Genomic DNA, 24,503 nt, shown 5'->3' on the forward strand with positions numbered 1-24,503 from the left:
GGGTTCGCTTTTTTTAACAGGCTGAAATTGAAACTTTTTAGGCTTTGTTACGTAATATATTGATAGAAAAGTAAGAGAATGGGGGAAGAATGTGAGAAAACAGCCGCAACGTCAAATTAGTTTAAATGGTTTAAAGGTATGGCGTCTTCAAAATGGAATTATCTCATTGATTTTCTTACTCATCATCATTGGGGTATTTGTTGCCAGCTACTATTTTCAATGGCCATATTGGATTGGAGCGATCCTTTCTGGTTTATGGGTCTTACAGGTCATTTTTGGCATTTGGCTCATACCAAAAATCCGCCACCACATCTGGCGCTACGAAGTATTCGAAAATGAAATTGAAATACAGCATGGACTCATTCGCGTCACACGTGTAATTGTGCCAATGGTTCGTGTTCAGCATGTTGATACATCTCAAGGACCGCTTTTAAGGCGCTACCGTTTGGCCTCTGTTCAAATTTCGACTGCTGCCACAGTTCATGATATACCGGCGCTAGAATTAGAAGAGGCAGATGAGCTTCGTGATTACATATCTCGTTTAGCAAGGGTGACGGAAGATGATGTCTGAACCAAAACGTGTACACCCCATTTCGATGTTCATTGATTTTATATCAGATGCTGTATCCATGATCAAAAACTTCATTATCCCTTTTTTCGTGCTGATTTTTGTGAACTCGAATTCGAGCATTCGCTTTTATGCATTTATCATTCTTGGTGTGCTTCTTTTGTGGAAAGCCGTTTTTACCATTTTAGAATGGAGACGATTCACTTACCGGATGGAAGACGATGAATTTCGTGTGGAATCGGGTGTGATTACGAAAAAGAAAAAATATATCTCGTTAGAACGAATTCAAACGGTCAATACAAGTGAAGGTATTTTCCAGCGGATTTTCGGTTTAGTGCGGGTTCAAATCGAAACGGCAGGCGGAACGGATGGTCCAGAAGTGAGCCTGACCGCGATTACAAAAGCAGAAGCGGAACAATTAAAGCAGTCGATTTTCAACCGGAAGAAAAGCTTGCAGGAAGAAGAAATGACGGATGAAGCAGGTGATCTGAATGGCCATTTGACTGCGCAAAAACCTATGCAGGAAGAAATCAATGTCTCCTATCGTATGGGTGTGCCAGAATTGCTTTTGGCTGCGACCACTTCAAGCGGTATCGGTGTCATTATCTCAGGGTGTCTCGCCATCTACACGCAAATAGATGAAATTCTCCCTTTGGACGGGTTCTTCAAGCAGTTCTCTTTTTTAAGCCATGCGAGCATTGAAATCTATGCGATTTTGATATTTCTTGCCGTATTGATCGCATGGATCTTGAGTGTTGGGGTAACAGCACTTCAGTATGCGAATTTTGCTGCAAAACGAAAAGGGAATGACATCATCATTACAAGAGGGCTCATCGAGAGACATCAAATGACCATTCCACTTGCGAGAATTCAAGCAGTGAAAATCAAAGAGAATATGATCCGTGAGCCTTTTGGTTTTGCGACGGTGATGCTTGTTAGTGCGGGAGGTTCGATCACAGAGAAAGAAACCTCTTCCGTCTTATTTCCGCTCATTCGGAAGAAAAAAATAAATGAATTGCTGTCACAATTCACCGATCATTATCATGTAGCACCAGAAACAGAGCTGAAAAAAGTGCCAAAACGTTCGCTCAAGCGCTACCTGATCTCATATGGCTTTGTGCCGTTACTTGTAGGTATCATCCTGTCGGTACGCTTTCCGCCATGGGGATATTTGGGACTCATTCCGTTACCGCTTGCTCTATTCTTTGGCTATTTAGCTTATAAACAATCAGGATATACAATCAAAGATTCATTGATTCAAATGACATCAAGAGGCATTGGCAAGACCACTGGCATTGTCTTGAGAAAACGAATGCAAAACTATACGATGACGCAATCTTTTTTCCAAAAGAAAGGTCGGGTCGCCAGTATTCACACCTTTGTGAAATCCTCTGCGCTGCTTGATTCCTTTGGTGTGCATCACCTTGAGGAAGAAGATGCGGCACGTGTATTTGATTGGTATTCGTATGAAAAAAATCAATCGTCTTAAACGAAAAATGTCGATCAGCTCCTGCTTGAGGAGTGATCGACATTTTTTATGAGATTAATAGCGTCTTTTTTTCGAATGGAAAAGCAGCGTAATCGGTGCTAGAATCATACCGCCGATCAATCCAAATAAGTGAGCCATGATATTGATGTTCGAATTGACGAACGTCATGATGACAGAAACAGCAAGAATCGTTAAAATCACTTGTGAATTCCCGCGGTCCATCATGTGCGGTTTAAACAGGACAAGGTATAGATAAACCCCAAACAAACCGAAGATCGCACCAGAAGCGCCAACATGTACATACTCTAAAGGCTCCACCCAATAGGTTCCGAGATTGCCAATGAATCCTGCACCGAGATAAATGATTAGAAATCGAACCTTCCCAAGCAAATGTTCAAGCGCTGGAGCGAACAAGAAAAGGGACATGGAATTGAATAAAATATGCGTGAGACTTCCGTGCAGAAAAATAGGTGTGACGAGACGCCACCATTCCCCAGCTGCTACACCATAATTGAAACCGACGAGATGATCCTGACCAAGCTGTATAATAGGGATAGGAACCGCAAATATAAGCCACAGGCCGATTTGTAAAGCAAGGATCGCTGTTACGATTGGATACGATCTAATAAATTGTTGAAAGCTCTCCGTTCGAATAAACATAACAAACCCCTTTTGACTAGATAATGGTAAGTTTATAGTAACACGTTTATGAAGCGAACACTCAAATTAGTACGAGTATCATAGGAGGTACCTCATGATCAAAGGAATAGGCATTGATATTGTAGAGATCGACCGTCTTTCGCGGGTGCTCAGCAGACAGCCCCGTTTACCGGAACGAATTTTGACTTTAAGTGAACAGGACGTCTTTCTTACACTCAGTGAAAAAAGACAGCTGGAATTTTTGGCAGGACGCTTTGCGGCAAAGGAAGCCTTCGCTAAAGCATACGGAACGGGAATCGGTCAGCATTTAAGCTTTCATGACATAGACATTCAAAAAGACGATAAGGGGAAACCCTTCATCAAAAGCGAGAAAGCAGAGGGCGATCAGGTCCATGTGTCGATAACCCATACAAAGGAATATGCTGCTGCACAAGTTTTAATTGAAAGGTTGTCAAGCTAGTCTGCATATTGTTTGTCCCCCCTTCATATATTGGGTAGTGCGATAAGGAAGGGCGAGTTGCTAACAGGCTTTGATGGTTCGCGGTACGCAGTTAACTCTTGAGGCGTACTGTTAAAGTCAAACAAGCGGTTTCTTCCTTTTAACACAATTAACGAAGGGGTTGAAAAGGGTGAGAAAAAGCTTTGTTTTGCTTGTAACGGGAATCCTTTTTGTACTGATTCTCTCCGCATGCGGTCAAAAATCTCAGAAGGATATCGTTGGAGATTTAAACAAAAAGGCAGAGGAAATGACATCATACAAAGCCAAAGCAAAAATGACCATTGAGACAGGAAATGACCCGCAGGAGTACCAGGTAGAAATTTGGTACAAAAAGCCGGAGCTTTACCGTGTCTATTTAGAAAATCCGAAAAAGGATCAGAGTCAAGTCATTTTAAGAAATGGCAATGGTGTGTTTGTGCTGACACCTTCATTGAACAAGAGCTTCCGTTTCCATAGTGATTGGCCGAATAATAGCAGTCAGGTCTATTTATTCGAATCACTTGTGAAGGACATTAAAAATGACAGTGCAGCTCAGTTCAAAGCGAAAGAGTCAAAGTATGTGTTCGAAACGAAGACCAATTATCAGCACAACCAAATGCTGCCTACCCAAGAGATTACCTTTCATAAGAAAACAATGGCGCCTGCCAGTGTAAAAGTGCTGGATAGCGACAAAAAGCCAATGGTGAAAGTGGAATTCTCTCACTTTGAATTCAATAAATCCTTTGACAAAGATGCATTTGATGAGAAGAAAAACATGACGCTCTCTCAAATGGATGTTGCCACAAGTGCAGACCCATCTGACAGCTTTGCGGTGAAAACACCAGTTGATATGCCAGAAGGCGTGAAGAAGATGGAAGAGAAAGAAATGACGACAGATGCTGGGAAGCGTTATGTAATTACGTACGGCGGCAAGAAATCCTTCACACTCATCCAGGAAAAAGCGAGAGTAGCTGAAGCATCTACGCCTGTCACGATGAACGGCGAGCCGGTCGATCTTGGTATGACAGTAGGGGTTCTGACAGATCAATCCCTCTCATGGACATCTGACGGAGTTGACTACTTAATTTCCTCAAGTGATCTATCGAAGGAAGAGCTTTTGATGGTTGCAAAGAGTGTAGAAGGCCAGTCAGCTAAATAAATGAGATTCTCAGGCAGAAAGCCTTGATAAATGAAGCATCAGCCCTGTGCAAGGGCTGATTTTCTTTGATTTGTTTCACATTATTCTTGATTTTTAGTATCATATGAGGGGATTGAATCATTCAATAGGGAAGTGTGACTGATGGACACAAATGCCTTTTATAGAGACACATGGGCAGAAATTAATTTAACAGCAATCAAGCATAATGTTTCACATATGAAAGATCATATCGGTCAAAATGTTCAACTGATGGCTGTTGTGAAAGCCAACGCATATGGACATGGAGATATAGAAGTGGCAAGAGCTGCCCTCAAAGCAGGTGCAGACTTGTTGGCTGTAGCCTTTTTAGATGAGGCCATTTCTTTAAGAAATCAAGGCATTAAAGCACCGATTCTTGTACTCGGCGCAGTACCGCCGGAGTATGTCAAAACCGCTGTTCGATACAATGTGATCATGACCGCTTACTCCACCAGGTGGCTGAGGGAAATCGTCGATATGATGAAAGGGGAGATGGGACAACCCATTCGTTTTCATTTGAAAATAGACAGCGGAATGAACCGTTTAGGTGTGAAAACGTTAGAGGAAGTGAATGAAGTAAAGAAGCTTGTCAGCGAGCATTCTTATTTACAGCTGGAAGGAGTATTTACTCACTTTGCGACAGCGGATGAAAAGGATGAGAACTATTTTGATCGTCAGGTCGACACCTTTCAAACCCTGCTTCAGCCGCTTCATACGGAAAAGCTGCTCGTTCATTGTGCCAATAGTGCAGCAGGTTTGAGGTTTAAAGAAGTGTTGTTTAATATGGTTCGCTTCGGCATCAGTATGTACGGGCTGTCACCATCAGAGGAAATCAAAGATGAACTTCCTTTCAAGCTGGAAGAAGCCATGTCTCTTCATACAAAACTCGCCCATGTGAAGCTCATTCAAAAGGGTGAGAGTGTCAGCTATGGGGCGACGTATACAGCTAATCAAGATACATGGATCGGTACGGTACCAGTCGGCTATGCAGACGGGTGGATCCGGAAGCTGGCAGGAACGGAAGTACTTGTTGGCGGTAAGCGCCGGAAGATTGCCGGAAGGATATGTATGGATCAATTCATGGTTGAACTGAAAGAGAATCTTCCAGTAGGGGAGCCAGTCGTTTTGATTGGTGGACAAGGTGAAGAAATGGTATCAGTCGATGAAATTGCCAAAAGGCTTGAAACCATTAACTATGAAGTCACTTGCTCCATTGGCCACCGCGTCCCAAGAGTTTATATAGAGGACGGCAAAAGGGTGCATGTGCGGAATCCGCTGCTTCAAAGCGGGCCAAGCTTTTTCTAAACAGCTTTCACAGGAACGATCGTCAAACTGACATCGTTCCTTTTTATTCTACAAAGAAGGGGTAAACATTCTCCCTTTTTTAGAGATTTTGGAAATACCGTATGATTTTCGGAAAAAAGCGTATAATGTGAAAGAGGAACTCCATTATCATCTTTGATTTACGGGTGAACAGCCGCTTCATGTTCTAATAAGAAATCATGAAAAAACAGCTTTGCTTGCGCATTGAATAATGGTATGATTAGTCTTGGAATGGATCGAAACGGTATCCGTAAGTTTTGTGGAGGTGTATGTTTTTTGTCTGAATCCAGCGCAACAAACGAAATGAAGATTCGACTACCGGAGGCTTTGATGTCTGAAATCGAACGAGTAGCAGAGCAGGATAAGGTAACAAGAAATGAATTGATCTACCGAGCGACAAAAACGTATATTCGTGAACGCAATATTCGACAAAATCGTGAATCGATGAGACGCGGCTACATGGAGATGGCGAAAATTAATCTGAATATCTCTTCAGAGGCACAATACGCAGAATTTGAGGCTGAGAATACAGTTGAGCGATTAGTCAGCGGGGGTTAAACATTTGATTGTTAAACGCGGTGATGTTTACTTTGCTGATTTATCTCCTGTTGTTGGCTCCGAGCAGGGCGGGGTTCGCCCAGTATTGGTGATTCAAAATGACATTGGAAATCGCTTCAGCCCGACTGCTATCGTTGCAGCCATAACAGCCCAAATACAAAAAGCGAAATTACCGACTCACGTCGAAATTGATGCAAAGCGCTACGGCTTTGAACGAGATTCTGTCATTCTCTTGGAGCAGATTCGTACAATCGATAAACAAAGATTGACAGATAAAATCACACATCTTGATGATGAGATGATGGAGAAGGTTGATGAAGCCTTACAAGTTAGTTTGGCTCTTATTGATTTTTAATATGGTGAGATTTGGTTGCTCTCTTGGGAGCAACTTTTTTTTGTGTTCAATTTTTATTAACGTTATAATGAAGAAAGACTAAAAGAAGTGCTGTTTATGTACGTAGGGGGTAAAACATGTCGAATCATATCGTGTTAGCTTTTGCAAGAGAGCATCGAGAGGAATTACAAAAAGAGTGGACGGACATTTTTAGACGACTCGGAGAAAAAGAAACGGACATGATGCTGAACGACAATATGTATGAAACCATCTGTTCGGAATATGTTCAATTAATCATTACATCTCTTTCAGAAGGGTATGCTGAAGATTTTGAAGAAAAAGTGCAAACTTTTGCTTTAAAAATTGTTCAAATGGGTATATCACTTAAGTTACTGGCAAATGGTCTAACAGAAATCCGTTCACATTTATATCAAAAAATGAACGATGACAAAGATACAACAGAAGAAAGTCATGACCTCATCTGGCAAATTGATCGATTCATCACACCTATTCATAACGAGATCTTAAACCAGTATTCCATCTCATGGGAGAAAACAGTCAACCTTCAAAAAATCGCGCTGCAGGAACTTTCTGCCCCGCTGATCCCAGTATTTGAGCACATTACCGTCATGCCGCTTGTTGGAACAATTGACACAGAACGTGCTAAAAAAATTATGGAGAATCTGCTCAACGGTGTCGTCAAACATCGCTCACAAGTCGTCTTAATTGATATTACGGGTGTACCTGTCGTTGACACAATGGTAGCGCATCATATCATTCAAGCATCAGAGGCTGTGAGATTAGTAGGTGCGAAGTGCTTGCTTGTCGGTATTCGTCCAGAAATAGCCCAAACCATTGTGAACCTTGGAATTGATTTATCTCAAGTTACAACAAAGAATACCCTTCAAAAAGGAATTCAAACTGCTTTGGAAATGACAAATCGAAAAATTGTTTCATTGGAGGGATAACCCAGTGAGAAATCACCCGAAGATTCCAATCTTAAAACTATATAACTGTCTTCTGATTTCGATACAGTGGGAGCTTGATGATCAAACAGCTCTCCACTTTCAAGAAGACTTGCTGAATAAAATTCATGAAACAGGAGCAAACGGTGTTGTCATTGACCTCACATCCGTTGACATGATTGATTCCTTTATTGCAAAGGTATTAGGTGATGTGATCACGATGTCCAAGCTCATGGGGGCGAAAGTTGTATTAACAGGAATACAGCCGGCAGTCGCTGTGACGCTGATTGAACTTGGAATATCGCTTGAAGAAATTCAGACAGCACTAGATCTTGAACAAGGGCTTGAGACACTGAAGCGGGAATTGGGGGAATAGATATGAAAGACCAATCCTGTGTAAGAATATTGACGGAATGGGACATAGTCGCAGCAAGACAATTGGGGCGCAATGTTGCAAAAGAACTTGGATTTGGAACAGTTGACCAAGCAAGAATTACGACGGCCATTTCAGAATTAGCTCGAAACATCTATTTATACGCTGGTAAAGGTCAGATTTGTATAGAAGAAGTGATGGAGCGCGGAAAGCGTGGACTCAAAGTCATCGCAGCCGATGAGGGGCCGGGTATCATGGATATACGTAAAGTAATGGAAGACGGATTTTCAACATCAGGCGGACTCGGAGCAGGTCTTCCGGGCGTCAGACGGCTGATGGATGAATTTAAATTAGATTCTGCACCAGAACAAGGAACGGAGATACAAGCTGTTAAGTGGCTTCGCTAGGAGGGAAACCATGGATTTTAAGGAGGTAATGGAGCAGCGGTACCATCAGCTGCTCAGTCGTTATATCAGTGATTTAACTGAAACATCGCTTTATCAAGCTCAAAAATTTAGCCGTAAAACCATTGAGCATCAAATACCTCCTGAAGAAATAGTGAGTGTTCACCGAAAAGTGATTCAGGAGCTTTACCCTGATTTGCCGGAAGATGTTTTTCATTCACTAGACTTCTTAATTGAAGTCATGATTGGGTACGGACTTGCCTACCAAGAACATTTAACACTCAGAGGCATCCAGCAAGAAATAAAATCTGAAATTGAAATTGCTGCAAATGTTCAGCAAACCCTTCTGGAAACGAAAATTCCAGAAGGAGATACCTTTGATATTGGTGCAATTAGTGTACCGGCAAAACAGATGAGTGGAGATTATTACCACTTTGTGACGGATCACGATACAATCAATATCGCGATCGCAGATGTCATTGGAAAGGGAATCCCGGCTGCGCTCTGTATGTCGATGATTAAATATGCGATGGATTCCTTGCCAGAGTCAGGGAGCGGCCCAACAAAGGTGCTGAAAACCCTGAATCGTGTTGTCGAGCAAAACGTAGACCCAAGTATGTTTATCACGATGTTCTATGGCAGCTATAATAAAGAAACGCATGAGTTTAAATACGCATCGGCTGGTCATGAGCCGGGCTTTTTCTATTGCAAAAAAGAGAACACATTTTACGATTTAGATGCAAAAGGGCTTGTCCTTGGGATCGCACCAGACTTTGACTACAGACAGTACGAGAAGCATTTGGACGCAGGAGACATGGTGATCTTATTCTCTGATGGGGTCACAGAATCCAAGTCAGAGGATGGTTTCTTAGAGCGGGAGGACATCAAAACACTCATATCAGAGCACCTATCCTACTCAGCTCAAGAAATGGTGGATGCCATCTACGCCAGCTTACTCAAACTGCAGGATTTTCAGCTGCACGATGACTTTACTTTACTTGTTCTCAAAAGAAAGGTTTAGAAAGTGAACATGCGGGTATATAAAACTTTAGGAAACAAGAATTTCGAGGTGAATGCATAATGAATATGTCTGTAAAAGAGCATCAAATAGATCAAAAAACGAAAATCAGTGTCAGCGGAGAAATTGATGTGTACTCCGCTCCTGAGCTAAGAGAAACGCTCATGCCTAAAGCTGAGGCGGGAGAGCATCTTGAAATCTGTCTAAAGGATGTTACGTATATGGATAGTACAGGTTTAGGTGTATTCGTTGGGCTGTTTAAAGCGGCTCAAAAAGCAGGTGGCACATTAAAGCTTGAGAACTTGTCAGAACGGCTTGTAAGGTTGTTTGAAATCACTGGATTAAAGGACATCATTGACATTTCTGCAAAGTCAGAGGGTGGGGTACAATGAACGAATCAGTAGATCGAATCGAGATGAAAATACCGGCAAAACCAGAATATGTAGGCATCATTCGTTTGACTCTGTCAGGCGTAGCGAGCCGGATGGGCTATGCCTATGAAGAGATTGAGGACTTAAAAATTGCCGTCAGTGAGGCCTGTACAAATGCAGTTCAGCATGCCTATAAAGGTGAAGACGGCGAAGATGGAGAGGTGGCTGTTCGCTTTCTTGTCTACGAGGATCGTCTAGAAATCATTGTCGCTGACAAAGGCGGTAGCTTTGACTTTAAGCAAAAACAGGAAGACCTGGGACCGTACACATCTGCTCATACGGTGGATCAATTGGCAGAAGGAGGTCTTGGTTTATACTTAATGCAAACATTGATGGATGAAGTCGAGGTGCAAGCAAACTCCGGAGTTACCGTGGCGATGACAAAGTTTTTAAACAGGGAGCGAGTTGACCATGACACAACCATCCAAAACTATGAAACTAACTAAAGATGAAGTAGACCGCCTCATCCAAAGCTATCAAACCAATCAAGACGAGCAGGCGCAGCTCACGCTGGTCGAATGCTATACAAACTTGGTTGATATGCTGGCGAAAAAATATTCTAAAGGAAAAAGCTTTCATGAGGACCTCAGACAAGTTGGCATGATTGGTTTACTTGGCGCCATTAAACGATACGACCCGCTCGTCGGTAAATCATTTGAAGCCTTTGCCATTCCAACCATCATCGGGGAAATCAAACGCTTTTTACGAGATAAGACATGGAGTGTCCATGTACCAAGGCGGATTAAAGAGCTTGGACCAAGAATCAAAATGGCAGTTGATCATTTGACAACAGAGACACAGAAATCACCTAAAGTCCAAGAAATTGCAGAATACTTAGATGTAACAGAAGAAGAAGTACTTGAAACCATGGAGATGGGCAAAAGCTATCAAGCGCTGTCTGTTGACCAAGGCGTAGAGGCTGATTCTGAAGGAAGTACTGTGACGATTTTAGACGTTGTCGGCTCACAGGAAGAGGGCTACGAACGTGTGAATCAAAAAATGATGCTTGAGAGTGTGCTTCATGTGCTGTCGGATAGAGAAAAAGAGATTATCAATCTGACTTACTTGCAAAATAAGAGTCAGAAAGAGACAGGCGATTTACTTGGCATATCTCAAATGCATGTATCGAGACTTCAGCGGAAGGCAGTGAAAAAACTGCGAGATGCATTATCAGAAGATGCGTCTATGGAGCTAGGGTAATGAAACAGATTGAACAGCATGAGCATGTAAACGCCATTATCTATCAATCGAATAAAGAAGGAAAACCATGCTGCGGGGACAGTTTTTTTATTAAAGCAGATGATGAAGAACTAATTTGTGCTGTAGCAGACGGATTGGGCAGCGGCCAGTACGCCAATGAATCATCTTCTTTAGTCAGCGAAATTGTCGAAGAATATGGACATGAGGATGTGGCGGCCCTCATCGACAGATGCAATCAGGCTATGAAAAATAAACGCGGGGCCACTGTGGCCATATTAAAGGTGAATTTTTCCCAGCAGCAATTTACCTATTGTTCGGTTGGCAATATTCGGTTTATCTTGAATGCACCTTCTGGCGACTATATTTATCCACTTCCGACATCAGGATACTTATCAGGGAAACCTAGAAAATATAAAACATACACCTATTCCTACGAAAAAGGATCGATATTCATTATGTATTCAGACGGACTGAATGTGCCAAACATGCGCATGTGTTTAAAGCATGGACATTCAGTTGAAGACATCGCCAAACAGCTTGAAACATACACACAAGACAAAAAGGACGATCTCACCTATGTACTTGGTCAGCTCACGTAAAATAGCTGACCTTTTTTCTGTTTTGCCGGTTTTTTTGATACACTAAAAGAGAAGACACAGTGAGAGGATGCAAAGTATGAAGACATCTGACTTTTTATTGAAACAAATTGCGACAGAATTAAAGCTTTCAACAAAACAAATTGAAAGTGTGATCAAGCTCTTAGAGGATGGCAACACCGTCCCGTTTATTGCCCGTTATCGGAAAGAGCAGACAGGCTCACTGGATGAGGTGCAAATTCAAACCATTTCAGAGCGCTATACATATATCCAAAATGTCACGAACCGAAAAGAAGAAGTCATTCGCTTAATTGCTGAACAAGACAAACTAACCGATGAATTAAAACAGAAAATTGAGCAGGCTCATAAACTGCAAGAGGTCGAAGATTTATACAGGCCATTCAAACAAAAGCGCAAAACAAAGGCGAATGTAGCCAAAGCAAAAGGGCTGGAGCCGCTGGCGGAATATTTACTCACGCTGCCAAGCGACCAGGTCGGGAAGAAAGCAGCTGCTTTTATTAACGAAGAAAAAGAAGTAACAAATGTAGAAGAGGCACTTGAGGGTGCGCAGCACATCATTGCTGAACAGCTCGCAGATGATCCCGATATGCGAAAATGGATTCGCAGTGAAACGTACCAAAAGGGCAGTCTGGTCACATCAGGAAAAGACGTCGAAAGCGATGAGAAAAACGTCTATGAAATGTATTACGATTATCAAGAGCCAATCAAAAAGATTGTTCCGCACCGTGTACTAGCGGTCAACCGCGGGGAGAAAGAGGGCATTTTAAAGGCAGCCATCGAACCACCTGCTGAAAATATTCGCTTCTATCTCGACAAACAAGTTCTAAAAGGCAGACAGACAACGGTGAGACCGTTTATTGAAGCGGCAATCGATGATGCGTATAAACGTCTCATTCAGCCTTCCATCGAACGAGAAATAAGAAAAGAGCTGACAGAAAAAGCAGAGGAACAAGCGATTCATATTTTTGCTGAAAACTTAAGAAAACTGCTGCTTCAGCCGCCGATGAAAGGGAAGCGTGTACTTGGAGTCGACCCCGCATTTCGGACAGGCTGTAAATTAGCTGTCGTGGATGATACAGGCAAAGTCCATCATATTGGCGTCATTTACCCGCATCCGCCCGTGCAGAAAAAAGCGGAAGCGAAACAAAAAGTCAAAGAGATCATTCAATCATCAAACATCGAAGTCATTGCGATTGGAAACGGAACAGCCTCAAGAGAGACAGAACAATTCATTGCAGACTTGATTCAAGAGCTGGATCAGCCGGTGTCTTATTTGATCGTGAATGAAGCTGGAGCAAGTGTTTACTCCGCGTCAGCGCTGGCACGAGAAGAGTTTCCAGATCTGCAAGTCGAAGAACGAAGCGCCATCTCAATCGCTAGAAGATTACAAGATCCTTTAGCAGAGCTCGTGAAAATTGATCCGAAGTCTGTCGGTGTGGGCCAATACCAGCATGACGTGAGTCAAAAGCAATTAAACAGCTCGTTAACCTTCGTTGTTGAGACAGTCGTCAACCAAGTCGGTGTGAACGTCAATACAGCCTCACAGGCGCTGCTGCAATACGTATCAGGCCTTTCAAAAGCCGTCGCAGGGAATATCATCAAGCGTCGCGAAGAGATTGGGAGATTCACAAGCAGAAAAGAATTGAAGGATATTCCAAGGCTCGGTGCTAAGACATATGAGCAGTGTATCGGTTTCCTTCGCATTACAGATGGACAAGACCCGCTTGATCGTACAGGTATTCACCCTGAGAGCTATAAAGAAACAAAACAGTTTTTACGCATGATCAACATGACGCCAGACGATCTTGGCACAGAGCAGTTAAAAGAGAAGATTGCTGAAGTTAAACTGGACGAAGCAGCCCAGCAGCTTGACATTGGGACCATTACACTTCGAGATATCATTGATCAGCTGACTAGACCTGAGCGTGATCCGCGGGATGAAGTGCCAAAACCGCTGCTCAAAACAGATGTGTTGAAATTGGAAGACTTGAAGCAAGGAATGGAGCTGCAAGGAACGGTGAGAAACGTTGTAGACTTCGGTGCATTCGTTGATATTGGCGTAAAGCAGGATGGGCTTGTGCATATTTCCAAGCTAAGCAACCGTTTTGTGAAGCATCCGCTTGATGTTGTATCAGTTGGTGACATTGTGACCGTATGGGTGGACTCCGTTGACCAGGCAAAAGGCCGCGTTGCCCTCACCATGCTGAAACCAGAGTAAACAAAAAAACGAGGCGCACCTTAGGATGGGGTGTGCCTTGATGTGACTGAATGTTTTTTTCTATAGAAGTACCAGCATTGATTCAGCAATTTGATTTGATAATGATTTTTCTCATAAAATGCCTTCTGCATCTGATTTTTCAGCCAGTTGGGCATCGCCCATTCCTCCTTTGATCGAAACAGTGGATGTACCTTCAATGTATGCTTAGGGGAAATTGTCCCGTTCGAGGTTTTTATAGAAAGGAACGATCTTGATTGAACGAGAGAGAATTACAGCAGTTAACAGAGCACATTTCCCAGCAGTTCTTTGGCAAGACATTCCGCCATCAGGCTGTTTTTAATGACCGGTTAAAAACGACAGGCGGGCGATATTTACTTGGTACACACAACATTGAACTAAACCGCCGATACCTAGAGGAGCATGGACGAGAAGAATTAATCGGAATCATCAAGCATGAGCTGTGTCATTATCATCTGCATCTTGAAGGAAAGGGCTATCAGCATCGCGACCGTGATTTTAAAGCGTTATTAAAGCAAGTAGGAGCCCCGCGTTTTTGTACACCGCTAAAGACCGTACAAAATAAGCGCCGTGCGGGGAAACGCCATGAATATATTTGCACAGGATGCGGCCGGTCTTTTATAAGGAAAAGACGGTTTGATACCTCTCGTTATGTATGCGGCGTCTGCAAAGGAAAATTAAAGTGGCTGCGCACAATCGATTCATTGTGATAAGCATTCCTCTACGGGGATGCTTTTTTTTGTTCCAATTGATGTGTGGACATATTGAGACAAAAAGAGACGCATGTCTCATTTTGTCTCTTTTTTCATCAGTGTGATTCAGACAAAGCCTAAGTGTTTATGCGTCGTCATGTTGGCACGATTTTTGCTTGTATAGAAGTGCAAGCAAAAAAGATAGGAGGTTTTACTAAATGGAAATGGCATTGAGTAAAGAAAAAGCCGTATGGATGTATCAAAAGATGCAGGAAATCCGCCAATTTGAAGACCGGGTGCACACGCTTTTTACAAAAGGAATTTTGCCGGGGTTTGTCCATCTTTATGCTGGCGAAGAAGCTGTTGCCGTAGGAATCTGTGCTCATCTGAATGAAAAAGACAGTATTACAAGTACACACCGGGGCCATGGCCACTGTATAGCGAAAGGCTGTGATCTAAAAGGAATGATGGCAGAAATCTATGGGAAAGCCACAGGTCTCTGTAAAGGCAAAGGCGGATCCATGCACATTGCAGATTTTGATAAAGGAATGCTCGGTGCCAACGGAATTGTTGGAGGCGGCTTTCCTCTTGCGTGCGGGGCAGCCCTCACAGCCAAATATAAAAAGACAGAAAATGTAAGCGTTTGCTTTTTTGGAGATGGTGCAAACAATCAAGGGACTTTCCACGAAGGAATCAATCTCGCGGCCATCTGGAAACTGCCCGTCATTTTCATTGCAGAAAACAATGGGTACGGGGAAGCGACACCATTTTCTTATGCTTCAAGCTGCAAATCAATCGTGGATCGAGCGGCCGGTTATGACATTCCTGGGATTCAAGTAGATGGAAAAGATGTGATGGCCGTTTATCAAGCCGCAGAACAAGCAATTGAACGAGCAAAAAATGGAGAAGGTCCGACATTAATTGAATGCATGACATATCGAAATTATGGCCATTTCGAAGGAGATGCCCAGCGTTATAAAACCAATCAAGAAAAAACAGAACACCAAGAAGAGAGAGATGCGATCGCTCTTTTTAAAAATGAATTGATCAAGCAGCAGCTGCTGACGAATGGGGAGCTATCAAAGATTGAAGCGGCTGTAGCAGAAGCGATAGATGAAGCCGTTACATTCAGTGAAGAAAGTGAATATCCAGATCAGACCGAATTATTGACCGACGTGTATGTTTCGTATCAATAAATCAAAGGGGGAGAGGAAAATGACAAGAGAAATCAGCATGTCTAGTGCATTAAATGAAGCGATTAAACTTGCCATGAGAAGAGACGAGGATGTCATTTTAATGGGGGAAGATGTTGCTGGAGGTGCTCATGTCGATCACTTACAGGATGATGAAGCATGGGGCGGTGTGCTTGGTGTAACGAAAGGAATCGTTCAGGAGTTTGGACGTGAGCGAGTTCTTGACACACCGATTAGTGAAGCTGGCTATGTAGGTGCGGCCATGGCAGCAGCTTCCACAGGGTTAAGGCCAATTGCAGAACTCATGTTTAATGATTTTATCGGCACCTGTCTGGATCAAGTGCTGAATCAAGGAGCAAAATTCCGATATATGTTTGGCGGAAAAGCAGAGGTGCCGATCACGATCAGAACGACACATGGGGCGGGTTTTAGAGCAGCTGCTCAGCATTCGCAAAGCTTGTATGCGCTATTTACAAGCATCCCTGGATTGAAAGTAGTGGTGCCTTCTTCACCATACGATGCCAAAGGATTGCTGCTGGCAGCCATCGAGGATCAGGACCCTGTCATCTTTTTTGAAGACAAAACGCTTTACAATATCACAGGAGATGTTCCAGAGCGATACTACACGCTGCCGCTTGGCAAAGCAGATGTGAAAAGAGAAGGCTCAGATGTGACCATTTTTGCAGTAGGCAAACAAGTTCATACAGCACTTGAAGCGGCAGAGCAATTAACTGCACGTGGAATTGAAGCAGAGGTGATTGATCCAAGAAGCTTGTCACCGCTCGATGAAGAGGCCATTCTAACTTCAGTAGAAAAAACAAATCGGCTTGTCATTGTAGATGAAGCAAATCCAAGGTGCGGAATTGCCGCAGATATTTCTTCTCTGGTTGCGGATAAAGGATTCGATTTACTTGACGCTCCAATCAAAAAAGTGACGGCTCCTCATACACCGGTTCCGTTTTCACCACCGCTTGAAGATATCTATTTGCCGACACCTGATAAGGTTGTGAACACCGTATTAGAGATGGTTGGAAAGAGTCATGACAAGATCTTGAACTAAAGAAAGGAGAGAGGGAGATGGCTGTCGAGGTTGTGATGCCGAAATTGGGCATGTCAATGAAAGAAGGAACGGTATCTGTCTGGAATAAAGAGGTCGGTGAAACCGTAAATAAAGGGGAAAGCATTGCAAGCATCAACTCTGAAAAAATTGAAATGGAGATCGAATCACCTGCAGAAGGAACCATATTGGATATAAAAGTGCCTGAGGGAGAAGGTGTGCCGCCTGGCACGGTCATCTGCTATATCGGAGAAGGAAATGAACAGGTCGAGGAAAAGAAAGAAAAAGACCTGCCGCCAAAACAAAAGAAAGAGAGAAAGAAAATCTCCCCAGTGGCACGTAAGATTGCTCAAAGCGCTAATCTGGATATTCATACACTAGTGGGAACAGGTCCAGATGGGAGAATCACGAAAGCGGATGTGCTTCGGGCACTTCCTGATGAAAAAGAAAACCAACAAAATGAACCAAAGCATCAGCCAGTCAGCATGATGCGGAAAACCATTGCCTCGCGAATGATGGAGAGCCTGCAAACAAGTGCACAATTAACAATAACGATGAAAGCGGATGTGACAAAGCTGACAGCATTACAGTCTGAGTTGAACGAAACAGCCGCAGCACGACACAATATGAAATTAACCATGACCGATTTTGTAGCCAAAGCAGTGGTTCTTTCCTTGCTAGAGCATCCTGCAATGAACAGTCAATATCAGAATGATAGAGTCGAAACTTTTGAGTATGTTCACCTTGGAATCGCTGCTGCTTTAGATCACGGGCTGGCAGTGCCTGTTATTCGGCATGCGGAAAAGCTTTCACTTATTGAGCTGGCGAAGAGCATCAAATCGTATGGCAAAAAAGCACGTGAAGGCAGACTTCTCCACGATGAAATTGAAGGCTCTACCTTTACAATCACTAACCTAGGCGCCTATGGTGTGGAACATTTTACACCGATTTTGAATCCGCCGGAAGCAGGTATTCTTGGCGTTGGCAAAGCGGATCACATGCCTGTTTATCATGGGAATGAATTATGTAAAGGGACGATCCTGCCACTCAGTCTGACATTTGACCACCGTGTGCTGGACGGGGCGCCGGCATCCGAATTTTTATCAACTGTCAAAGCATATTTAGAAAAACCAGTATCCATTCTTTTATAGGAAGAAGGTGAATTGAATGACGCTTGTCATTATAGGAGGCGGGCCAGCAGGATATGTGGCGGCAATAACAGCCGCCCGTTTTGGCAGAGAGGTTGTATTAATCGACCAAGGCCAGTTAGGAGGTACCTGCCTGAATGAAGGCTGTATTCCAACGAAAGCACTTTTGCAAAGCGCCGATATGTACGAGCATGTGAAATCAGCTGGACATTTTGGAATTGAGCTTTCAGAAAAGGAGCCTGTTATTCATTGGGATGCCGTTCAAAAGCAAAAGCGGTCAGTCGTCAAGCAGCTGACTGATGGCGTTCGTTATTTGATGAATAAAAACAAAATCAGCGTGTTAAATGGGAAAGCATCATTTCTTTCAGCTCATGAGCTATTGATAGAAAGTGAAGGGAAATCTGAAATCATTCAAGCCAAACAATTCATTATTGCTACGGGATCAGAACCTGCTGCTTTACCTTTCGCCCCATTTGATAGAGAGTGGATCATTGATAGTAAGGATGCCATGACGCTCCCTTCAATACCAGATTCGCTTTGTATCATTGGTGGAGGGGTGATCGGCTGTGAGTTTGCAAGCATCTTTAGCAGAATGGGATCAAAGGTTGTCATGGTGGAACAGACAGCACACATTTTACCTGAAGAAGATCACGATACAGCTAACTGTCTTCACGATCAGCTTCAAAAAGCAGGTGTAGAGATTTTGACATCAGCAGCAGTCAAACAGCTTGATGCAAGCTCAAAAAAAGTGGCCGTTGAGAAGGTTCATGGGGAGCGCTGTGACATCCAGTCTGATCATTGTTTAGTCGCCATTGGCAGAAAGCCGAGGCTGGAAGAGCTGAATCTTGAGCAGATCGGCATTGAATTTGACAGGAACGGCATCTGCGTGAATGAGCATATGCAAACCAATCTCCCGCATATCTATGCGTGCGGTGATGTGACAGGCGGCGTTCAGCTTGCTCATGCTGCTTTTCATGAAGGAACGATTGCGGCATCACATGCATCAGGGGAAGATGTAAAGGTCAATGAACACGTGATTCCAAGGTGCATCTACACGTCTCCAGAAATCGCTAGTGTCGGTTTAAATGAAGAGAATGCTAGAAAACAATATGGGGAGATTCGGATAGGGAAATTTGCATTCTCTGCAAATGGAAAAGCACTAATTTTAAATCAGCCAGCTGGTCAAGTAAAGGTCATTGTCGAACCGCAATATCAAGAAATTTTAGGTGTATCCATCATCGGACCGAATGCCACAGAACTGATTGGACAAGCGGCGGTGATGATGCATACAGAGTTGACAGCTGATACATTAGAGCAGTTTATTGCGGCACATCCGACACTCTCTGAGGCGATACACGAAGCCTTGCTGCAAACAAATGGACGAGCGGTGCACTGCTGATAGAGAAACCTTCTATCCGATTGACTTCCTGGGTCAGCCAATAATTGAAAGCGCTTTTATAATTATCTATAATGGATAAAAAGCCCCCAGAGGAGAGGATGGAATGAATCCGACGCCTTGTTATTTAAATACTTGGAAACGTTTTGTTCATGAAGGTTTGCTTGATAGATCTCGTCTGGATAAGAGAGTGATGGAGTCATGGCACAGATGTAAACAGGCAAATGTGAACCCGTATTTAGATAAAGGACAGTCGTTTTTAGAAAAGGAATTATTCAGTGTTCAAAAAAAGAAGTACTCACTATTTCTAAATGCCGCTCTTCCTTACTTAAATAAAATCAGTCAGCAATTAAAAGAATCTGACATGATGGCTTTACTCATCGATGCAGATGGTTATGTGCTAAGTCTGACAGGAAGCCAAAGGACGCTGGTAGAAGCGAAAAAAATAAATTTTATGGAGGGCGCGCGCTGGACCGAAGCCGATGTGGGGACGAACGCTATTGGAACGGCACTGGTCATTGGGGAAGCTGTAGCGATCAACGGAACTGAGCATTTTTCAGTCGCTTCCCACCATTGGAGTTGTTCAGCGGCCCCTATTCGTGATGCAGACGGCACGATCATAGGAGTCATTGATATCTCCTGTATGGCGGATCAAAGGCATCCTTTTATGCTTGGAATGGCTTCAACAGTTGCATATGCCATAGAGAGAGAAATTCAGGTCCAGCAAAAAAGAAAAGAGATGGAGCTGATCAGTCATTGTCTCCAGCAGGTAGAAGCGGACGAGCCGTATGTTGTCTGTAATGAGAAAAAGCAGATTGTTTTGGCAAGTAAGCCGATTAGAGACCGATTTTCAGACTGGTACGGAATGGATGTTGAGCTGCTCATGGACGATACATTTGTTACACGAGACAAGCAGATCATTCAGTCAGAGCAGGACGGAAAGATGCTTGGGATGTCTTTTTCGTTTGAAGAAGCAGCGAAGAGCAATATAACCGTTTCTTTTGCTCAATTTCCCGGGGAATCTGGAACAAGTACGGTATTTCAACAGACGCTCAGCAAAATAAAACGAGCAGCACAAACAGATGCAAATGTCTATATTTGGGGAGAAACAGGTACAGGGAAAGAACTGGCCGCTCGAGCGATTCACTTAGCTAGTGAAAGACATGAAGGACCGTTTATTGCCGTTAATTGTGGAGCCATACCTGAAAGCCTGTTAGAAAGCGAACTATTTGGTTATGCTGAAGGGGCTTTTACAGGGGCAAAACGTCATGGAGCAAAGGGGAAGTTTGAACAGGCGCAAAAAGGAACGCTCTTTTTAGACGAAATTGGAGAAATCCCTTATGCGATGCAAGTGGCGCTTCTTAGGGTCATTGAAGAAAGGAAAGTCGTACCGCTCGGCGGGACACACGAAATCCCTTTGGATATTAGAATCATTACAGCGACACACCGGAATATGAACGAACTGTTGAAGGAAGATAAAATACGAGAAGATTTGTATTACCGTCTTCATGTCTATCCAATCAACATCCCGCCGCTTAGGGAAAGAAAAGAAGACATTGTTGATTTATATCGTTACTACCAAAAGAAACACCAATGGAATGCAGCATTTCCTGAATCATTTTTTCGTAAGCTTGAAGCGTACCATTGGCCAGGAAACATACGAGAGCTTTTTAATCTGTTTGAACATATAAGGGTACTGTTTCCTAAAGGAGGATGGATTGGTGAATCGCAATATGCGGCGGTATTAGAGGCGATGGATCAGAAAAAGCAGAAGCTGCATCTACCAGAGTATACCGAGAATCCAAAAGAACTCACGCTTAGGGAACGCATTCAAAAGCAAACAGTGATAGACGCACTTCACAAAACGAAGGGCCATGTGTCAGAAGCAGCGAGGTCAGCAGGCGTGCCAAGAAGCACCTTTTACAAGTGGATGCGGAAGTATAAGCTGTCATGAACCCATAAAGAGCGCAGCAGCAAGGAGGCCTTGGTCTTTCAATTAGAGGTCGGGGTCTTTCTGTCATGTCTAAACAGAAAACAAAAAGGAAGGAAGAAAGGCTTGACTGTTATATTAGTATATGTTAAATTATAAAAGCCGTCGCTAATGAGACAGGAATGAAACACTTAAAAATTCTTGACACATTTTTCTGGCATAGATATAATGAAACATGTCTTATTATTCCGCAGTAGCTCAGTGGTAGAGCTATCGGCTGTTAACCGATCGGTCGTAGGTTCGAGTCCTACCTGCGGAGCCATAATGGAGAAGTACTCAAGTGGCTGAAGAGGCGCCCCTGCTAAGGGTGTAGGTCGTGTAAGCGGCGCGAGGGTTCAAATCCCTCCTTCTCCGCCATTATTGTATGGCCCGTTGGTCAAGCGGTTAAGACACCGCCCTTTCACGGCGGTAACACGGGTTCGAATCCCGTACGGGTCATGTTTTGTTTTTTGATTCGTTGGGCTATAGCCAAGCGGTAAGGCAACGGACTTTGACTCCGTCATGCGTTGGTTCGAATCCAGCTAGCCCAGCCATTTTTTATATATGTTTTTCTGCATAGCAGATGAGCCATTAGCTCAGTTGGTAGAGCATCTGACTTTTAATCAGAGGGTCGAAGGTTCGAGTCCTTCATGGCTCACCATTGTCACGCGGGTGTGGCGGAATTGGCAGACGCGCTAGACTTAGGATCTAGTGTCTTTATGACGTGGGGGTTCAAGTCCCTTCACCCGCATTGTTTTTTCAAACAGTGCACTTATGAATATATGAGCACATCATACACGCGGTCGTGGCGGAATGGCAGACGCGCTAGGTTGAGGGCCTAGTGGGTGAATAACCCGTGGAGGTTCAAGTCCTCTCGGCCGCATCTAAGAAACCAAAGTTTGTAGACCTTTGGTTTTTTTTGTATCCTCTAAAGTATAGTTACCAGTCATGATGCGGTTGTTGTCCATAAGAACATCATGAATAAATTCTTTTATTCAGCTTCTAGCTTCCTTCATTTTTTATATTGTTAAATAAAGGTTTTGATGAGATAATTTGATAAAATGGAATTAAGTTGCATAAGGTCAACTTCAAAAAATTTATAAGCTCATGACCAATTCATGATTATCCAGAAAATACAGCGATTTGTGTCAACATAAAAATTGGTTGACTAAATTAGCCTGTCCCTATAAAACTATTCAATATGAAAAAGGAGTTATAGCATGATAAAAAGGTTTTCTCTAGTTTTACTTACTCTAATGATGTCTATAGTTGTTATGCTAGTGGCTGCCCAAAATTCCCCTGGAGATAATGTCATTTCATTTGATCAGCCTCGCATCTTAATAATATCAATTGGAATAGTGGTTTTTTTATTCATTCCTCCGTTGGTGATGTCTTTTTTCAGTAACTTGATTGTGAGAACTATATCTGGTGTATACCAATGTTTTATTGTTCTCTCTTTTCTGGTACTAATTCCAATAGGATTTTTTATTCCAGATGGCTTTTTGACAATTGTTGTTTCTATCGCAGGAACTTTAGTCAGCGTAGCTAGTCTTATAGTAACTTTAATAATAGATAGGAATAAAAATGTTGAATATTAGCTGAAATAGAAATGACATCAATTTTCTAAGAGTACAGTAATGTTTTCGTTATTACCACTTTTAAATAATACTGACAGATGTCTGAAAAATGGAATGACGTTATGAACTTGTTTATTCCTTTCGAGATTGAACGTCCATTTTTTAGAAAAAATTATCTTAAAGTCAGAGAAGAACAAAATTATGTGGGATCGTTGATTTTGTTCTTTTAAATCCTAAATTGCAATTATTTCCGATTCATGCTACAATAAGAATAATTATTTTTGTTCGGCGTAAAGGATAGCATGAAGAAAGACTTTTCGTCTTGAGGATACTTTGGGCAAGGATAGTATAATACATTGTGTGGTATACGCACGAGGAGGCAACAAACATGGAACAAGGTACAGTAAAATGGTTTAACGCAGAAAAAGGTTTTGGATTTATCGAACGTGAAGAAGGCGACGATGTATTCGTACATTTCTCAGCTATCCAAGGTGACGGATTCAAATCTTTAGACGAAGGTCAAAAAGTAACATTTGACGTAGAGCAAGGTTCTCGTGGAGCTCAAGCTGCTAACGTTCAAAAAACTGCTTAATCTTCATCCTTTTAAAACAGGTTCTCTGTAGAGAGCCTGTTTTTTTATGCTTTCACGCATTTTTTCAATAAAAAACCCTACTCAGCGTACAAGTAGGGAGGTGTTACAAGGTAATCGTAAAAAAATTCATGCTTCAAAGGTTTATCAACAGTATAGCATATTGGATTTACAATATGCGGAATTTGCCTAAATAAATTCTTTTTTTCTTTAATAAATTGAAGGATGGAAATGTTCGTAGAGAACATGTATTCAAAAATGGTGAGTGTGGAAGAGGTTCTTAACAGAAACTTTTAATTTGTTTTTCTGTAATCCCTTTGATGACTTCTAATTCACTTAGCAAAAATTCATGGGCATCATCCAGCATTTTCTTTTCACTTGCATTGAGTGCTTTCTCTTTCTTCATACGCATCAGATCACGCACAACTTCAGCACCTTCTTGGATGTTACCCGTTTTTATTTTGTTTGTGTTAATTGTATGCCGTTCTTTCCATGTCAGTAATTGATCTGATTTGCCATGCTGGAAAATGTGCATTACATTCTTTAAAGCCAGTATATCTGTAACAGGTCTAATACGTGAACCTGACATTTTCCGTGTTGGAATCATTACTTTCATATGACTGATTGACATTTTAATCACATAATACTGTTGTTTTTCATCAGAGAATTCTTTTTCTTCTATGGCTTCAATTATACCTGCTCCGTGCATTGGATAAACAATGTTATCACCAATTTGAAACATATCATCCACCTCCATATAATGTATCTACTTTAAGGGTACCACACTTATGGGGAAAATAATCAAATTTTCAATAATAACATGTTTATTTATTTGTTGTCAATAAATTTTGTTCTAAAAAAGGGGGGTTATTTTGTGGGAATTTTGGATGTGTTTTTTTTCATTTGAACATATCCTCCTCGCTATAAGAAAAACAGGAGATATCCACAATAACAGCTCGGGTGCCAGCCTTTATATCCGTATCAAGTCATTCAAACGTAAACAGCTGTTTATGAGGAAATCATGTTAAAAAAAGACCAGCCATTGAGCTAG

Annotated in this window: 27 protein-coding genes and 7 tRNA genes; 31 read left to right on the top strand and 3 right to left on the bottom strand. The window is 42.5% G+C overall.

Annotation, left to right across the window (positions count from 1 at the left end):
- Window positions 1-91: 91 nt before the first annotated feature.
- Complete coding sequence (locus tag MHH65_RS02525) at window positions 92-571, top strand: PH domain-containing protein (protein ID WP_024425383.1); 480 nt, start codon at window positions 92-94, stop codon at window positions 569-571.
- Window positions 561-2,057 carry a PH domain-containing protein gene (locus MHH65_RS02530; protein ID WP_046313966.1) on the top strand — a complete coding sequence of 499 codons (1,497 nt, stop codon included), beginning with the start codon at window positions 561-563 and terminating at the stop codon, window positions 2,055-2,057. The genes MHH65_RS02525 and MHH65_RS02530 overlap by 11 nt, the downstream gene beginning before the upstream one ends.
- Before the next feature lie 54 nt (window positions 2,058-2,111).
- Here the strand turns inward: MHH65_RS02530 and MHH65_RS02535 are convergent, their stop codons facing one another.
- Complete coding sequence (locus MHH65_RS02535) at window positions 2,112-2,717, bottom strand: rhomboid family intramembrane serine protease (protein ID WP_041116754.1); 606 nt, start codon at window positions 2,715-2,717, stop codon at window positions 2,112-2,114.
- Window positions 2,718-2,811: 94 nt separating this feature from the next.
- Between MHH65_RS02535 and acpS the strand changes: the two genes are divergently transcribed.
- From acpS to MHH65_RS02605, 14 genes are all read left to right on the top strand, one after another.
- The gene (gene acpS / locus MHH65_RS02540; RefSeq protein ID WP_041116756.1) at window positions 2,812-3,177 is read left to right on the top strand and encodes a holo-ACP synthase; all 366 of its coding nucleotides are present in this window, start codon (window positions 2,812-2,814) and stop codon (window positions 3,175-3,177) included.
- Window positions 3,178-3,337: 160 nt separating this feature from the next.
- Complete coding sequence (locus MHH65_RS02545) at window positions 3,338-4,354, top strand: outer membrane lipoprotein-sorting protein (RefSeq protein ID WP_098677666.1); 1,017 nt, start codon at window positions 3,338-3,340, stop codon at window positions 4,352-4,354.
- Between the two features lie 141 nt (window positions 4,355-4,495).
- Window positions 4,496-5,677 carry an alanine racemase gene (gene alr, locus MHH65_RS02550; protein WP_098677665.1) on the top strand — a complete coding sequence of 394 codons (1,182 nt, stop codon included), beginning with the start codon at window positions 4,496-4,498 and terminating at the stop codon, window positions 5,675-5,677.
- Between the two features lie 294 nt (window positions 5,678-5,971).
- Window positions 5,972-6,253, top strand: a complete 282-nt coding sequence (locus MHH65_RS02555; RefSeq protein WP_003214273.1) for a hypothetical protein — start codon at window positions 5,972-5,974, stop codon at window positions 6,251-6,253.
- Between the two features lie 4 nt (window positions 6,254-6,257).
- Window positions 6,258-6,608 carry a type II toxin-antitoxin system endoribonuclease NdoA gene (ndoA, locus tag MHH65_RS02560; protein WP_024425388.1) on the top strand — a complete coding sequence of 117 codons (351 nt, stop codon included), beginning with the start codon at window positions 6,258-6,260 and terminating at the stop codon, window positions 6,606-6,608.
- 116 nt (window positions 6,609-6,724) lie between these two features.
- The gene (locus MHH65_RS02565) at window positions 6,725-7,555 is read left to right on the top strand and encodes an RsbT co-antagonist protein RsbRA (protein WP_098677664.1); all 831 of its coding nucleotides are present in this window, start codon (window positions 6,725-6,727) and stop codon (window positions 7,553-7,555) included.
- Between the two features lie 4 nt (window positions 7,556-7,559).
- Complete coding sequence (gene rsbS, locus MHH65_RS02570; RefSeq protein WP_003214235.1) at window positions 7,560-7,928, top strand: RsbT antagonist protein RsbS; 369 nt, start codon at window positions 7,560-7,562, stop codon at window positions 7,926-7,928.
- A gap of 2 nt (window positions 7,929-7,930) precedes the next feature.
- Entirely contained in the window at window positions 7,931-8,332 is a 402-nt protein-coding gene (locus MHH65_RS02575) for an anti-sigma regulatory factor (RefSeq protein ID WP_024427376.1), read from the top strand.
- Window positions 8,333-8,342: 10 nt separating this feature from the next.
- Window positions 8,343-9,350, top strand: coding sequence for a PP2C family protein-serine/threonine phosphatase (locus MHH65_RS02580; protein ID WP_024425391.1), 1,008 nt, complete (start codon window positions 8,343-8,345; stop codon window positions 9,348-9,350).
- Between the two features lie 59 nt (window positions 9,351-9,409).
- A complete protein-coding gene (locus MHH65_RS02585; protein ID WP_024425392.1) occupies window positions 9,410-9,739 on the top strand; it encodes an anti-sigma factor antagonist in 330 nt (109 codons plus the stop codon).
- A complete protein-coding gene (rsbW, locus tag MHH65_RS02590; RefSeq protein ID WP_041107445.1) occupies window positions 9,736-10,224 on the top strand; it encodes an anti-sigma B factor RsbW in 489 nt (162 codons plus the stop codon). Before MHH65_RS02585 ends, rsbW begins: the two co-directional genes overlap by 4 nt.
- Entirely contained in the window at window positions 10,190-10,978 is a 789-nt protein-coding gene (gene sigB / locus MHH65_RS02595; protein WP_024427378.1) for an RNA polymerase sigma factor SigB, read from the top strand. The genes rsbW and sigB overlap by 35 nt, the downstream gene beginning before the upstream one ends.
- Window positions 10,978-11,577, top strand: a complete 600-nt coding sequence (locus MHH65_RS02600) for a PP2C family serine/threonine-protein phosphatase (protein WP_034283944.1) — start codon at window positions 10,978-10,980, stop codon at window positions 11,575-11,577. The genes sigB and MHH65_RS02600 overlap by 1 nt, the downstream gene beginning before the upstream one ends.
- Window positions 11,578-11,653: 76 nt before the next feature.
- Window positions 11,654-13,813: a Tex family protein gene (locus MHH65_RS02605; RefSeq protein WP_098677663.1), complete on the top strand. Its 2,160-nt coding sequence runs from the start codon at window positions 11,654-11,656 to the stop codon at window positions 13,811-13,813.
- Between the two features lie 20 nt (window positions 13,814-13,833).
- Here MHH65_RS02605 and cmpA read toward each other — a convergent pair whose 3' ends face one another.
- Window positions 13,834-13,968: a cortex morphogenetic protein CmpA gene (gene cmpA / locus MHH65_RS02610; RefSeq protein ID WP_008346893.1), complete on the bottom strand. Its 135-nt coding sequence runs from the start codon at window positions 13,966-13,968 to the stop codon at window positions 13,834-13,836.
- A 99-nt stretch (window positions 13,969-14,067) separates the two neighbouring features.
- Between cmpA and MHH65_RS02615 the strand changes: the two genes are divergently transcribed.
- The 15 genes from MHH65_RS02615 to MHH65_RS02685 all read left to right on the top strand — a co-directional run bounded on the left by MHH65_RS02615 (window position 14,068) and on the right by MHH65_RS02685 (window position 23,455).
- Complete coding sequence (locus MHH65_RS02615; protein WP_024427381.1) at window positions 14,068-14,541, top strand: SprT family protein; 474 nt, start codon at window positions 14,068-14,070, stop codon at window positions 14,539-14,541.
- Between the two features lie 200 nt (window positions 14,542-14,741).
- Window positions 14,742-15,719 carry a thiamine pyrophosphate-dependent dehydrogenase E1 component subunit alpha gene (locus MHH65_RS02620; RefSeq protein ID WP_024427382.1) on the top strand — a complete coding sequence of 326 codons (978 nt, stop codon included), beginning with the start codon at window positions 14,742-14,744 and terminating at the stop codon, window positions 15,717-15,719.
- Between the two features lie 19 nt (window positions 15,720-15,738).
- Entirely contained in the window at window positions 15,739-16,776 is a 1,038-nt protein-coding gene (locus MHH65_RS02625; protein WP_024427383.1) for an alpha-ketoacid dehydrogenase subunit beta, read from the top strand.
- Between the two features lie 17 nt (window positions 16,777-16,793).
- A complete protein-coding gene (locus tag MHH65_RS02630) occupies window positions 16,794-17,924 on the top strand; it encodes a dihydrolipoamide acetyltransferase family protein (protein WP_024427384.1) in 1,131 nt (376 codons plus the stop codon).
- Between the two features lie 16 nt (window positions 17,925-17,940).
- Window positions 17,941-19,320, top strand: coding sequence for a dihydrolipoyl dehydrogenase (lpdA, locus tag MHH65_RS02635; RefSeq protein WP_024427385.1), 1,380 nt, complete (start codon window positions 17,941-17,943; stop codon window positions 19,318-19,320).
- 103 nt (window positions 19,321-19,423) lie between these two features.
- Window positions 19,424-21,271: a sigma-54-dependent Fis family transcriptional regulator gene (locus MHH65_RS02640; RefSeq protein WP_024427386.1), complete on the top strand. Its 1,848-nt coding sequence runs from the start codon at window positions 19,424-19,426 to the stop codon at window positions 21,269-21,271.
- Window positions 21,272-21,494: 223 nt separating this feature from the next.
- A tRNA-Asn gene (locus MHH65_RS02645) sits at window positions 21,495-21,569 on the top strand.
- Between the two features lie 4 nt (window positions 21,570-21,573).
- Window positions 21,574-21,664, top strand: a tRNA-Ser gene (locus tag MHH65_RS02650).
- Window positions 21,665-21,673: 9 nt separating this feature from the next.
- Window positions 21,674-21,745, top strand: a tRNA-Glu gene (locus MHH65_RS02655).
- Window positions 21,746-21,765: 20 nt separating this feature from the next.
- Window positions 21,766-21,840: transfer RNA gene (locus MHH65_RS02660), tRNA-Gln, on the top strand.
- Window positions 21,841-21,871: 31 nt separating this feature from the next.
- Window positions 21,872-21,947 (top strand) — tRNA-Lys (locus MHH65_RS02665).
- Between the two features lie 7 nt (window positions 21,948-21,954).
- Window positions 21,955-22,037: transfer RNA gene (locus MHH65_RS02670), tRNA-Leu, on the top strand.
- A gap of 48 nt (window positions 22,038-22,085) precedes the next feature.
- Window positions 22,086-22,169, top strand: a tRNA-Leu gene (locus MHH65_RS02675).
- Window positions 22,170-22,506: 337 nt separating this feature from the next.
- Complete coding sequence (locus MHH65_RS02680) at window positions 22,507-22,884, top strand: hypothetical protein (protein ID WP_034284113.1); 378 nt, start codon at window positions 22,507-22,509, stop codon at window positions 22,882-22,884.
- A 367-nt stretch (window positions 22,885-23,251) separates the two neighbouring features.
- A complete protein-coding gene (locus MHH65_RS02685; RefSeq protein WP_003214229.1) occupies window positions 23,252-23,455 on the top strand; it encodes a cold-shock protein in 204 nt (67 codons plus the stop codon).
- A 277-nt stretch (window positions 23,456-23,732) separates the two neighbouring features.
- On the opposite strand, the gene MHH65_RS02690 is transcribed toward MHH65_RS02685, so the two are convergent.
- Window positions 23,733-24,194 (bottom strand): CarD family transcriptional regulator, encoded by a 462-nt coding sequence (locus tag MHH65_RS02690; RefSeq protein WP_098677662.1) that lies wholly within the window; start codon window positions 24,192-24,194, stop codon window positions 23,733-23,735.
- Window positions 24,195-24,503: the final 309 nt, after the last annotated feature.

It is taken from the genome of Bacillus sp. FSL L8-0654 (assembly GCF_038629965.1).
Classification (GTDB): Bacteria; Bacillota; Bacilli; order Bacillales; family Bacillaceae; genus Bacillus; species Bacillus safensis.

Bases quoted from the DNA above. Each gene is read 5' to 3' on its own strand.
- MHH65_RS02575 (WP_024427376.1), top strand. From the start codon at position 7,931: ATGAAAGACCAATCCTGTGTAAGAATATTGACGGAATGGGACATAGTC.
- MHH65_RS02630 (WP_024427384.1), top strand. From the start codon at position 16,794: ATGGCTGTCGAGGTTGTGATGCCGAAATTGGGCATGTCAATGAAAGAA.
- MHH65_RS02640 (WP_024427386.1), top strand. From the start codon at position 19,424: ATGAATCCGACGCCTTGTTATTTAAATACTTGGAAACGTTTTGTTCAT.
- MHH65_RS02530 (WP_046313966.1), top strand. From the start codon at position 561: ATGATGTCTGAACCAAAACGTGTACACCCCATTTCGATGTTCATTGAT.
- sigB (WP_024427378.1), top strand. From the start codon at position 10,190: ATGACACAACCATCCAAAACTATGAAACTAACTAAAGATGAAGTAGAC.
- MHH65_RS02600 (WP_034283944.1), top strand. From the start codon at position 10,978: ATGAAACAGATTGAACAGCATGAGCATGTAAACGCCATTATCTATCAA.
- alr (WP_098677665.1), top strand. From the start codon at position 4,496: ATGGACACAAATGCCTTTTATAGAGACACATGGGCAGAAATTAATTTA.
- MHH65_RS02690 (WP_098677662.1), bottom strand. From the start codon at position 24,194: ATGTTTCAAATTGGTGATAACATTGTTTATCCAATGCACGGAGCAGGT.
- MHH65_RS02585 (WP_024425392.1), top strand. From the start codon at position 9,410: ATGAATATGTCTGTAAAAGAGCATCAAATAGATCAAAAAACGAAAATC.
- lpdA (WP_024427385.1), top strand. From the start codon at position 17,941: ATGACGCTTGTCATTATAGGAGGCGGGCCAGCAGGATATGTGGCGGCA.
- MHH65_RS02605 (WP_098677663.1), top strand. From the start codon at position 11,654: ATGAAGACATCTGACTTTTTATTGAAACAAATTGCGACAGAATTAAAG.
- MHH65_RS02680 (WP_034284113.1), top strand. From the start codon at position 22,507: ATGATAAAAAGGTTTTCTCTAGTTTTACTTACTCTAATGATGTCTATA.
- MHH65_RS02685 (WP_003214229.1), top strand. From the start codon at position 23,252: ATGGAACAAGGTACAGTAAAATGGTTTAACGCAGAAAAAGGTTTTGGA.
- MHH65_RS02580 (WP_024425391.1), top strand. From the start codon at position 8,343: ATGGATTTTAAGGAGGTAATGGAGCAGCGGTACCATCAGCTGCTCAGT.
- MHH65_RS02625 (WP_024427383.1), top strand. From the start codon at position 15,739: ATGACAAGAGAAATCAGCATGTCTAGTGCATTAAATGAAGCGATTAAA.
- MHH65_RS02565 (WP_098677664.1), top strand. From the start codon at position 6,725: ATGTCGAATCATATCGTGTTAGCTTTTGCAAGAGAGCATCGAGAGGAA.
- acpS (WP_041116756.1), top strand. From the start codon at position 2,812: ATGATCAAAGGAATAGGCATTGATATTGTAGAGATCGACCGTCTTTCG.
- rsbW (WP_041107445.1), top strand. From the start codon at position 9,736: ATGAACGAATCAGTAGATCGAATCGAGATGAAAATACCGGCAAAACCA.
- cmpA (WP_008346893.1), bottom strand. From the start codon at position 13,968: ATGCCCAACTGGCTGAAAAATCAGATGCAGAAGGCATTTTATGAGAAA.
- MHH65_RS02620 (WP_024427382.1), top strand. From the start codon at position 14,742: ATGGAAATGGCATTGAGTAAAGAAAAAGCCGTATGGATGTATCAAAAG.
- MHH65_RS02535 (WP_041116754.1), bottom strand. From the start codon at position 2,717: ATGTTTATTCGAACGGAGAGCTTTCAACAATTTATTAGATCGTATCCA.